Origin of the sequence: Pseudoalteromonas sp. TB64 (genome assembly GCF_000498095.1) — a bacterium.
Taxonomy (GTDB): domain Bacteria; phylum Pseudomonadota; class Gammaproteobacteria; order Enterobacterales; family Alteromonadaceae; genus Pseudoalteromonas.
In genome coordinates, this window is the sequence record NZ_AUTQ01000106.1 from 2,225 (window position 1) to 14,437 (window position 12,213).

Here is a 12,213-nt window from a genome sequence, read left to right on the forward strand (position 1 = left end):
TTGTCGAAGGCTCTGAAGTGTTACGTTATTTATAGCTTGGTTATCAATACTAATTTCACCAGCGTTTGTATCATAAAAACGATAAAGCAGTCGCGCTAACGAACTTTTACCAGCACCACTGGCGCCAACGATGGCTACTTTACTGCCTGCTTTAACACTAAAGCTAAGATTATTAAGAATAGGGCGATGCACATCGTAACTAAAACTTACATTTTTAAATGCAATTTCACCATGTTGAATATGTAACACTTTAGCGGTTGATGAATCAGTAATAAGTGGTTTTTTATTAAGTAGCCCAAGCATGTTTTCAAGGTCGGTAAGGGCGCGTCTTATTTCGCGATATACAAAGCCTAAAAAATTGAGCGGTAAAAACAACTGAATCATATATGCGTTAATCATCACAAGCTCACCAATAGAAAGCTCACCGGTAACCACTTCGCTTGCACCAAGCCACATTAAAGCCGTAATAGCACAAGCAATAATAAGTGCTTGGCCTGAGTTGAGCGCAAGTAACGACATTCTATTTTTTAAACGAGCTTTTTCCCATTGTGCTAAAAAGGTGTCGTAAGTGCTTGCTTCAAATTCTTCGTTATTAAAATATTTTACAGTTTCATAATTCAGTAAACTGTCAATTGCACGGGTATTACTTTGATTATCGGCAGCATTTGCTTCTCTAATAAAGCGGTTACGCCACTGAGTTACCGTAACTGTAAAAGTAATGTATATAGCCACAGCAAGAAGCGTTACTAGCGCAAACCAAACAGAAAACAACGTGCCAAAAATAATAGCGACAGTTAGTATTTCAAATAAGGTAGGCACAATATTAAACATTAAAAAGCGCATTAAAAAGCTTAACCCGCTAGTTCCGCGCTCTATATCACGGCTTATACCACCAGTTTGCCTGTCTAAATGAAAGGCAAGCTCAAGCGAATGTAAATGCTTAAATACCTTTAAACCAATATCACGCATGGCGTGTTCGGTAACGCGAGAAAATACAGCATCTCTTATTTCACCTAAAAACACGCTAGCAAAACGTAGAGCACCGTACATCAATAATAATAAAACGGGGATAACTAAAAGTGGGTTAATCGACTTATCAACCGAGTCTATAATTTCTTTAAGTGCCCAGGGCATTAACAAAGTGGCACCTTTAGCACCAATCAATGCTATTAACGCTATAAATACTCTGCCCTTAAACTTTGTAAGGTAGGGCCAAAGCGTTTTTACACTTTGACGTAGGTTCATAGCATCTGGGTTTTTTGTGGAGGTTTGTCTGGAGCGCATTACGTATCTCAGTTTTTACTTTATATGAAAGTTATTATTTTACTTAAGCCATGTTTAAGTTATTTTTTGTTAAACGTAGACTTATTTATTAATAATTCATTGTATTTTAAATAGATGCCCTTATATACTACTCAATCCTTATTTAAGATTTTAAATTAATGTTTAAATTTCGCGTTTTTTTAACTGCTTTTTTGCTTATTGCTGCACTTTTTAGTGTTCAAAGCGAAGCTGCGAGTGTTAAATACGATTTGAATCTTGATACAGTCTCACAAATTTCTCCTACCAGTTTTGTTGATTTAACCAAAGCGCCATTAGTTGTAAAAAAAATGAGTGATGGACAACATAAAAAAAATCATCAAACTGATTATTGGGCGCATCAGCCTAGGTTTACTGCAAATAATTCATCATTGTTCTTATATAACGAGCAAAGCGAACCTCAGTATGATGTGATATTTGAATTTTTTGCACACACTATTACCGAGCAAATATATTTACAGTCGCAACCAGTAAATAAACCCAAGCCTTGGTATACCCTTGTTTCAAAAAGTAAAAAGTCACGGCTAAGTGGTTGGAAAGACGCCAACTTACTTTATACAGCGGTAACGACTTACCACGCTTAATTTTCCTATTTAATTTTAATTGGTTTTTGCTTAGTTAGAGCTCAAGCCTGTAAATTAATTGTGCCTTGATTTATGTACACCTAAATAAAATACATAAACAGGCATGTTACTCACTATTTAGTGGGTAGTAAGGATTAGACATGTTAAACGTAAAAAATACCAAAAAGCCGTTAACGGCAAAATTTAAGTTAAGTTATATAGCCATGCTTGTTGTGCTGGTTTTACTTGCTATAAGCGCATTACCAAACTTATATCCAAACAAATCGTGGTTGAATATTAGTGCGGCACCGCATAGCGAAAATCAAACACTTCCAAGTACAAATAAACTAGTGTCGTTTTTAAACGATAACGGCTTAACCGTAGCGCAAGGGCTTGATGATCAATCATCAATTAATGTGTTACTTAATGAGCCAACAAAAAGTGCTCAGGCACAAGCTGATATAAAAGCACAATTTCCTACTGTGCAAGTTAAAATTGTTGAGCATGCAACAAGCCCGTTATGGTTACAAAATATTGGTCTTTCACCAATTAAGCTAGGGCTTGATTTAAATGGGGGTGTGTTATTTGTACTTGATGTAGATCTTGAAAAAGCAGTTGATGAACAATTAGTAAGTGCGTATCAGCAAGCAAAATCAATCATCATTAAACAAAAGGCACATGGTGTAAAAGCACAGCAAACCCAGCATGGCTTTGAAATAAATGCATTAGATGGCACAAGTGACAAATTAAGTGCAGTTGTAGATGAAATAAATAGCCGCTTTTCTAACTTAACCACAACCAAAAGCAGTAACGGTAATGTAAGCATTGTACAATTTAATTACTCAGAAAAAGGACGTAGCGCGTTCGATAAAGAAGTAATGGGGCAAACGCTTACAACGCTTCGTTCACGAATTGAAGAACTTGGCATTACCGAAGCCGTAACGCAGCGCCAAGGTAAACAACGTATTCGTATTGAGTTACCTGGTGTGCAAGATCCTACCGAAGCAAAACGTATTATTGGTGCAACGGCATCACTTGGTTTTTACCAATTAAAAGAAATTGGCGGGCAAACTTTTAATATGCAATCGGGCGGGACTATAAAGCTCGACCCTGTGCCTATTTTTACCGGTGATCATATTAATAACGCGAACCTTGGTCGCGATGATTGGGGCAAGCCGCTTGTGCAGTTAAGCCTTGATGGGCAGGGCGGCGACGCAATGTCTACTTTTTCTAAAGCTAATATTGGTAAGCCAATGGCAACCGTTTACTCTGAGTATTCTCAAAATGCCAAAGGCGAAGTAGTTAAAAAAAGTGAAGTAATAAATGTAGCTAACATTGCTCAGCATTTAAGTTCTCGCTTTAGTATTACCAATATGAAAAGCACACAAGCGGCTGCTGATCTTGCTTTATTGCTAAGAGCGGGCTCGCTTACTNCACCTGTCACTATTGTTCACGAACAAACCATTGGTCCAAGTTTAGGAAGCGAAAACATCAGTAATGGTTTAGCTGCACTTATGCTGGGATTGGGTATTACACTTGCGTTTATGGCTATGTGGTATAAACGCCTTGGTCTTATTGCAAACGTTGCACTTATATTAAATTTAACGTCACTTGTAGGGCTAATGTCTTTATTACCAGGTGTAGTTTTAACACTGCCAGGCATTGCCGGTTTAGTACTAACCATAGGCATGGCAGTAGATACAAACGTAATTATATTTGAACGTATTAAAGAAGAACGACGAAGAGGACGAGGTCCGTATCAAGCAATTCAAGAGGGCTATAAACAAGCAGCAAATACAATATTTGATGCCAATATAACCACCATGATCACCGCGCTTATTTTATATGGAATAGGCTACGGACCAGTAAAAGGCTTTGCTATTACCTTAGCGCTAGGGCTATTAACCAGTGTGTTCACCGGTGTATATGTATCAAAAGTATTGAGTCAGACATTGTATTTAAAATTTGGTAAAAAAAGTGGAGTAAGTGCAAATGCTTAATTATTTTTTAAAAGGCGAAAAGGGCACTCGTTTGCGTTTTATGGGCTTAGTATTAAGCGCCACTCTTGTACTGCTATCGGTATTTACACTGACTCAAAAAGGTCTTAATTTTGGTCTAGATTTTACGGGTGGCTACTTAACAGAGTTTACTACCAGTCAAAGCGTAGAGCTTAAAAACCTAGAGCAGTTTATTGCTAAAAATCATAACGGTGATTTTGAATTAACCAGCCAAGGTAATAACCACTTTCAATTAAGAGAGGCACCTAGTGCAAATAAATCATCAGTCAATAATAGTAGCGACTGGCAAAGCGCAGTAACGCAAAACACTGATATAGACGCAACCGTATTATCATCAGCTTATATCGGCTCGCAAGTAGGGGATGAATTATTTGACCAAGGGTGTTTAGCTATGTTTGCCGCCATGATTGCGGTAATGCTTTACCTTGCAGTGCGTTTTGAATGGCGCCTAGCTGTTGGCTCAGTGGTTGCACTAGTACACGATTTAGTACTAATACTTGGTTTGTTCTCATTGTTACAACTTGAGTTTAACTTAACCGTACTTGCAAGTTTACTAGCCATTATTGGTTATTCACTCAATGACTCTATTATTGTAGGCGACAGAGTGCGTGAGTTACTGCGAGTAAAGTCTAACGCAAACGTATCACCTGCCANGTACAACCCTTGCTACAGTTGCAAGTGTTTGGCTTTTAGCTGGTGCGCCATTACAAGGGTTTGCTATAGCCTTGTTTACAGGCATTGTAGTAGGTACGTTTTCATCTATTTGTATAGCGGCAACATTACCTGAATTAATGGGGTTAAGTGCAAAAAACTACGAAGTAAAAGTAGACGTAAAAACCCAAACATTAATGGATATGCCATAAAACGAGAATTAATAAGTAAAGAGTGGTTTTTCAACCAATAAATATGCAGCTCTTTATTTTTAATTACTTGATTGGAGCTTAAAAAGCACCCAATAACTACTCAATAGCTATTCAATAACTATTCAATAACAACAGCAACCAGTCACCCAACCTCCAACAAATGTGCAGGGCTTAAAATAATGGTTTTAAGCCCTGCAAAAATGTTAAACTAATCGCCTTATTTTTACTGCCAGTATTATATTAACCCCATGAATAAAGCCCACGTTATAGAACACCTTCGTTTTGCGTTAGAAGCGCAGCTTACAACAGCAAAAGTAGCGGCAAAAACTGCGCACGACACAGCCACACATGAAGAAAACATAGCTGAAAATAAATACGATACCTTAGGGCTCGAAGCCGCTTATTTAGCACAAGGTCAAGCCCAGCGCGTAAACGATTGCTATAAAAGCATAGAATTGTTCGAACCTGCCTTTAACGAAAAACCAACCGACAAAATAATAGTCGGGTCGCTTGTATGTTTAGAAGATGATAAAGCAGCCCAAAAATGGTTTTATTTAGGCCCAGCAGCAGGTGGATTAACAGTAAATGTTAAAGAGCACGCAATTGCCGTTGTAACACCAGGCGCACCAATGGGTAAGCAGTTATTAAACAAACAATGTGATGATGAAATTACGTTAACAATCGCAGGTAAAATCCACGAATACGTGGTGGTAGAAATTTTATAAAGCTTTGGTTTTTAAGAGAAGCGCCTGCTACAGAACCATACTAACGTAATAAGCTCCCACCTATACCCATAAATTATATGTCGGATGGTATGGCTTCGCTACTTATCCGACCTAATCTAACTTTTAATTGAACTGTATATAAACAGCGCTTTGGTTTTTAGCGGTAATTCGTATATATTTTTTATTATGATATTAGCTATTATATAGTGACGATTTTTAATATTATCTTAATGCCGCTAATGTACTTTCGAATCAAAGTTAAATATATCAAACACTTATTAAATGTCAATTTGACTTTCTTAAAGGTATGTTCTGGTAAACCCAAACTGGATACTTTCAGTTTAGAATTTTCAAAGTCCACAGGTGATAAATCATCATTTGCTGAATGCAGTCGCTCTGAATTGTAATACTTGATATAAGCGACTATACCTTGCTTCATAAACGCTCTCGTTGCCTGATTAACTTTGTACAGCCAGTCATATTTTAAACAGCCAAAAAAGCGTTTTACAACAGCGTTATTCCAACATGCACTTGCATCTCTTATGCTTGCTCTTATGTCATAACTCAACAGCAATTTACGAAATTGCTGACTAATATGCTGTAAACCACAATCGCAGTGAAAAACAAGCCCATACGGTGGCTGCCGCAGATTATAGTTTTTTATTAATGCCTTACCTATCAAGTCCATCATCATGCGTTTATCGATATGCCAACCTACGATACGCCTTGAATATAAATCCATCACCACAACCAAATACATCCAGCCCCCACCTGTTTTTTAGTAGGTCACATCGTCAGCACAAACCTGATTAGGAGCAATTGGGTTGAATCTGATTCAGCAAGTTATCTGCGACAGAATCTGAGTCCTTACGCCTTGTTGCAACCTTGTAAGCCACGCGCTGAGTCACTCTCAGGCGTAGGCATAAATTTTACGGACAAGGTAGCGACCAAATTGATAGCCTTCTTTACGTAGTTTTTTAACTATTTCACAGCTACCTAAGCTACCTCGACTCTTTTCAAAAAGTCGCCGGATACGTTTGAATAACTTTAACGTATTCAAACTTATAACTGTTGCAGGGCGCTTAATCCAGTGATAATTACTGGATTAACCTACCTGCATCATGCGACAAAGTAAAGCCACTAGGAACTGAGCAAATTGGTAGCGACACCGAGAGACTTAGCTGCTTGGGCAACACTATAACCTTGCTCTGTTATCATTAAAACGGCTTCATCTTTAAAATCTTGAGGATAGCTTTTGTGTGATTTTTTTTAAACTCATGTTATTTCCTTAATTTATTGACGTTAATGTCTCAAAATTAAGTTTCTAATGGAATTAGACCAGAACAATGCGTTGGCGAGATTTACCGTCTTATTTCAGCTCGTAGAGTGCTATCTATAGACGGTTTAATTTATTATCAAAAAAGATATAGTGCGACGAATTATTTCGTGATTCATCTCACTATACTGATATGGGTTAGGTCTTTATTGACGCGAGTATTGTCAGGGTTCACCACATAGTAGCGGCTAAAGAAGCTCTTACAATAAATTAATAGGAAAAGTCGAGATGGAAATTTTATGAAAAGACATCTTGCTTTAGAGAGTAGAGGGTTACCTGTTTACTATGAATTATCGTGTAGAAATACACATGATATCGTTCACGGAGAGTCACTCGTACTCAATTGTTCAACAAGTAGTGTTAAGGCTATGATATTGAAAAATAGCAGAGTTTATTCGTGATAATAATGCTACAACCTTCATTCAACGCAAGGATAACAGTTTAGTGGATAATGAAGATATTGACTGATGCATGTACAAATGTAGTTACTTAGATGAGAGTGTTTTTGGCCGTATCAAGCAATATAGTGGGGTAGTCACAAGGTATGAAAAGCTTGAACGAAACTATTATTCAATGCTGGCTTTTGCATTTAAAATGATGTGGCTATTAATGTGAATTGATTGATTGATTGATTGATTGATGTATGTACTACAAAGATCGGCAAATCTTAGTTTATGATCAATACATTAAAGCTAGTTGTAACATTTATTTAAGTAATCTTTTTGTCGATCTGATACATACTCACTAATACAAATTGTGTTAATTAAAAATTAGTTTTATAACAAGTATAAGCCAAATTGTTAATTTTATACTTGTTTTTAAGTCAGGTTTTTGTCAAACTTATTTGTGTATTATTGTAACTGCCAAATGGAATTGGTTTACTCGATTATTTCACATCCCATTTTAGTTTAAAATAATGTTCATTTTGCTTCCTTAAAACTAGGTTGTACTATTAATTATTTTTTAGCGACTAAATAAAATCTTATAGCCTTAAAAAATACTTATATTAAGAGGGACCATAATGTCTACGAGTATTGAAGAGAAAATAATATTTCCTATCCTAAAAGCATATGACTGGATAGGTAAAGAGCATGCAGTTCATCAAAACTTTTTAGATGTAGATAGAGCTCCGATGCCTGTAATTGCTTACGGTCATAATATGCAACACAGTTATATGTTTATTACTAAAAAAGAAAAAACAGACGATTTAGATGAGTTTTATTCTGATGCGCTTTCTAACCTTACTTCTTTAGACGCAAAGTGGGTAAAAGCTGAAGAAAATGTTGTATCTGCATCTGGAGATGATTTTTCTTCAGAACAAATTTTAAATAAAGACTTTTTATTGCAGGCAGGTAAATTATTAGAAACTGATAAACTTCATGTTGCTATACCGAAAAGAACTTTAATTTTTGCAGTAAATGCTAATGCATCAGAAGAAGAACTTAATCATTTTTATTCTAATATTCGACGTATATACGAAGACGATACAATTAATCATGCCTCTATAACTAATCTAGTATTTGAATTCACTGATGGTGAGTACACAGGTGCACAATTAATAGAAATCAACAAAGATTAAAATACCTCATTAAAATTTATACTAAATTAAATTTTAATGAGGATAGCCTCAAACTCAATTGTTTGAGGCTTTTTTATAGGACGTTTATTATAAATTATGAATGAATTAAGCGCCGGAAATAGAATATCTTACAATAAAAACATACTTCTAAATTTATGCAATGAAACTAATAGCGCAGAGTCTCTTGAATATTTGCTTAGTAACTTTTCGGGGCAGGTCGTTACGGGTATTTCCGAAATTTTAGAGAGTAATGAGTTTATTTGTGTATATGCTATTGGAGACATTAAACAAATAAAACCTAGTAAACACGCAATCTTAATTATTAAAGAGTTGTCTTTTAATTACGATAATCTAGCTGGTAGCCTTTATCGCTTGGTTGAGCTTGGTGAAGTTCCTATAAATATTCATGGTGTAGGTGTTTATTATCGGCACTTATTTACTGGAGACGATTGCTTTGGTCAGATTAAATCTGAGCATCATTTTCAAAATTTAACAGAGTCAAATAAACCATCGAAAGCTCTTAGAAAGGGGATATATTTAACAAATATTGTCAAAAAACTCTCTGGGAATAAAGAAGAACTTCATTTTCGTCTTTTAAGATGCTCAAGTAATTTAACTGGCGCGACTGATAACTTTCGTAAAGCAGATCATAGCATTGTCGATTTACTCAATCATGTCGCTCAGTTTGATTTTGAAAATCACACTCAACTTAATCATGTTTTGGCACAAATTTATGAGAATAAATCTAAAGGTGAAGGTAACCCTAAGGATGTTAAAGCAAAAATAAAAGCACATTCAGACAAAACAAAAGACATGCCTAAAAATGCGTTAATCGCTTTTTGTACTTTTTACGATAAAACTCATTTTGAAAATTTAACCGTCTCTAAAGTAGATAGATTTGATTGGTGCTATAAAAAATCAAGTGCACTCACAAGACTCCATTTTAAACTAAAAAAGACAGTAGATGATGATTCATTAAAAAAGGAATTTAGCGTAACTTTATATCCAAATTCTGCATTTTTGATCCCACTTTCCACTAATCGGTTATACACACATGAAATTAGACCTTCAGTTCTAAATATAGATAAAATTCCAACCCGACTTGGTTATGTTGTTCGTAGCTCGAACTTAGAGGCAATTTATACCGAGAAAGGTGTTTTTATCAAAGAAGGTGATGAATTAATAAAACTTGAAGATATGACGAAAGAAACAATGCATGATTTACGCGATTCGTATTACAAAGAAAATAGAACCGAAAGTATTGTAAATTATGGGAATATTCTTTTCAGTATGAATTCGGGGGATTATAAAAAGCCTATTTTTTGATAAAAAAATATTTAATCGGTTATGAAGAATCTAATATAGGTCTACTAAGTATGGAAAAAAATGAATTTTATAAAATAATACTACCTCTCGAAAAAAATATATTTTTTGAGCTATTTAATTCAGTTGATTTTATTACCACAGGAACGGGAAGACTAGGGAATACCTTAGTTTTGGTAGGTGATAGAGGAGTTCCTATTGTTAGGACTACTACAAGTTATAATGTACCGGCACACAGTTTTTCTTTTTATCAACATTATTTGATGGATTTTATTGATAGAAATACTGTAGCACTTAAGTTAAAAAACTCAATTTCTTTTGATTTTAATAATGCTCTAATTGAAGTGTATGATAGTAACTATAGGACAATGAAATTTCATTCTGATCAATCTTTAGATTTAGATTTAGATAAAGATTCATTTATAGCCATATTTTCGTGCTACGAAAACCCTGAAAAATTATCAGATAAAACAACAAGAAAGCTTATTGTTAAAAATAAAGAAACAAATGAAGAGTGTAAAATTACACTTGGTCATAATTCAGTTGTTTTATTTTCTCTTGAAACAAATTCAAGATTTTTGCATAAAATAATTTTAGAAAATAATTCTACTAAAAATAGTGAAGAGTTAGATAATAGATGGTTAGGTATTACTTTTAGGCGTTCGAAAACTTATATTAATTTCGAAGATGGGAAGCCTTATTTTCCTAATGGAAGTTTATTGGAGTTAGCTGACGAACAGCAAAAAAAAGATTTTTTTAAATTAAAAGGTGAAGAGAATAAAGATAAGAATTTCATTTACCCCAGTCTTAATTATACATTTAGTGCTTCAGATACTTTAGTACCAAAAAACATGAATAAAAAGAACTATTAAATTAATTTTTTAATTATAGTTAGTAAATATTTAACAAGTTGAATAGAAAAATAGTTACTGATAAAATGCAGCCGATTGATTAAAAATAGTGTTACAGGCAATAATTAAATCTTACATTTAAGATTTAATAATGGAAATTTAATTACATAGGATGTCATTATGAAAACCCTTCTATCTATACTGCTTATTACAGCCCCATCATTAGTATTTGCAGCCGATTCAGCGACAGAGGAAACATGTAAAGTAAGAGATATTGCGTCACTTAATTACATGGAAAATATAAAATCTTCTGAAGATGTTGATGTAGGTGCTATATACCAAGAAAAAACGGAACAGTTACTAGCTTTTGCTAAAACTTATAAATTAGAAGATTTTAAAATTATAAACCAAGATGCATCTGTTAGTTCTAATTGCTGTGGTAACTATGGTTCGCAATTAAATATGAGCTACTCTGTATCTTATAAGCCTAGCTATAGCGCTTTTACTGCACTTCATAAGCATAGTGGTTCAGGTATAATATCAACTTATCGAGCAGGGCAAAAGCATGAAAAAACACTATAAATTCAATACCTTTTCAAGATAAGCTGTACTGCGCATCGCTTTCTTCTGCTTTGCTGGCATACCTTTACTAAAACTGGTTTCAGCCTTTAATTGATTAAATGCGATATGCCTCAGCCCTGCAAATACTGGCGCTGCACCTTCGCGCCTAATTCGGCACTCATCTTCTTTAAATCCTACGTCTAAACGCCAATGTAATCCGTTCTCTATTTGCCAATGTTGCCGCGCTGACCTTGCCAATTCTTCCGCCGTTAAATATGCTGAACTGATATAGTACCTATAACATAACTCATTGCTTACTTTACCTTTTTCCTTTCTGTAGGAAACAATAACACCCACCGTCTTTGCACCTTCCCAGTGTATCGTTTCTGATAAATCACTTACATCATGACGCACTGCACAACACCTAAACTCCTCTCTGTTTTTTTGATAATCTGCTTCATTAAACAAAATCCCTTCAGACGCTTGTCGTGTTATCTCCGGTAATAAAGCCCCCTCTATTTGCGACAGGAGTCCTTTATGATTTGCCTTCACTGCAAGAAGGTAATTAGCTTCTTTGCTCACTATTTTTTCTGCAATTGATTTTTGACACCCCATGGCGTCAATTGTGACTAAGCACCCTTTTATCTCAAGTAACTCAAGAAGTGTTGGTAACGCTGTTATTTCATTCGACTTTTTATCAACAGGACATTGCGCTAAAACGACACCATTTTCGCATGAAAACGCACTGACCATATAAAGTGCATCGCGCCTATCTGACTGATTAAATGAGCCTTTTAAGCATTTACCATCAATAGCTACGACATCGCCCTGGGTTAACTTAGTGCATGCTTTCATCCAAGAAGAAAAAGAATCTTGAAATTGCGTCATATCGATACGGCTTAGTACGCGGGCAATTGTGTCATGACGAGGAATACCTTGCTCTAGGGGAACATATTTCCTGAGCCAATCTAATCTATCATGACCAAAATCTTCAATATCTTCCCAGCCTTGGCATCCAGACACAACAGCGCTGACGGCTAAGAATATGATATCAAATAGTTTATGAACCACTTT

Annotated in this window: 8 protein-coding genes and 3 pseudogenes (1 of these 11 running past the window's edge); 8 read left to right on the plus strand and 3 right to left on the minus strand. The window is 35.3% G+C overall.

The window, feature by feature from the left end; genetic code table 11:
• Window positions 1–1,284, minus strand: a pseudogene (locus L647_RS01000000123850) (ABC transporter ATP-binding protein/permease); it reaches 461 nt to the left of the window's first position.
• 158 nt (window positions 1,285–1,442) lie between these two features.
• On the opposite strand from L647_RS01000000123850, the gene L647_RS0107970 reads away from it, so the two are divergent.
• The 4 genes and pseudogenes from L647_RS0107970 (at window position 1,443) to L647_RS0107985 (ending at window position 5,489) form a co-directional block, all read left to right on the plus strand.
• Complete coding sequence (locus tag L647_RS0107970; RefSeq protein WP_024610686.1) at window positions 1,443–1,904, plus strand: hypothetical protein; 462 nt, start codon at window positions 1,443–1,445, stop codon at window positions 1,902–1,904.
• A 140-nt stretch (window positions 1,905–2,044) separates the two neighbouring features.
• Window positions 2,045–3,883 (plus strand): protein translocase subunit SecD, encoded by a 1,839-nt coding sequence (secD, locus tag L647_RS0107975; RefSeq protein WP_024610687.1) that lies wholly within the window; start codon window positions 2,045–2,047, stop codon window positions 3,881–3,883.
• A 40-nt stretch (window positions 3,884–3,923) separates the two neighbouring features.
• Window positions 3,924–4,764 (plus strand): annotated as a pseudogene (secF, locus tag L647_RS01000000123855) (protein translocase subunit SecF).
• Between the two features lie 248 nt (window positions 4,765–5,012).
• Window positions 5,013–5,489: a GreA/GreB family elongation factor gene (locus L647_RS0107985; RefSeq protein ID WP_024610688.1), complete on the plus strand. Its 477-nt coding sequence runs from the start codon at window positions 5,013–5,015 to the stop codon at window positions 5,487–5,489.
• Window positions 5,490–5,808: 319 nt separating this feature from the next.
• Here the strand turns inward: L647_RS0107985 and L647_RS01000000123860 are convergent.
• Window positions 5,809–6,707 (minus strand): annotated as a pseudogene (locus tag L647_RS01000000123860) (IS3 family transposase); the annotation flags it as partial.
• A gap of 1,139 nt (window positions 6,708–7,846) precedes the next feature.
• Between L647_RS01000000123860 and L647_RS0107995 the strand changes: the two are divergent.
• The 4 genes from L647_RS0107995 (at window position 7,847) to L647_RS0108010 (ending at window position 11,160) form a co-directional block, all read left to right on the plus strand.
• Complete coding sequence (locus tag L647_RS0107995; protein WP_024610689.1) at window positions 7,847–8,404, plus strand: hypothetical protein; 558 nt, start codon at window positions 7,847–7,849, stop codon at window positions 8,402–8,404.
• A 96-nt stretch (window positions 8,405–8,500) separates the two neighbouring features.
• Window positions 8,501–9,730 (plus strand): hypothetical protein, encoded by a 1,230-nt coding sequence (locus L647_RS0108000; RefSeq protein ID WP_024610690.1) that lies wholly within the window; start codon window positions 8,501–8,503, stop codon window positions 9,728–9,730.
• Between the two features lie 50 nt (window positions 9,731–9,780).
• Window positions 9,781–10,599: an alpha-ketoglutarate-dependent dioxygenase AlkB gene (locus L647_RS0108005; RefSeq protein ID WP_024610691.1), complete on the plus strand. Its 819-nt coding sequence runs from the start codon at window positions 9,781–9,783 to the stop codon at window positions 10,597–10,599.
• 159 nt (window positions 10,600–10,758) lie between these two features.
• A complete protein-coding gene (locus L647_RS0108010; RefSeq protein WP_024610692.1) occupies window positions 10,759–11,160 on the plus strand; it encodes a hypothetical protein in 402 nt (133 codons plus the stop codon).
• On the opposite strand, the gene L647_RS0108015 is transcribed toward L647_RS0108010, so the two are convergent.
• Window positions 11,155–12,213, minus strand: a 1,059-nt coding sequence (locus L647_RS0108015) for an ISAs1 family transposase (protein ID WP_024610393.1), incomplete at its 5' end; no start/stop codon positions are given. The genes L647_RS0108010 and L647_RS0108015 overlap by 6 nt on opposite strands.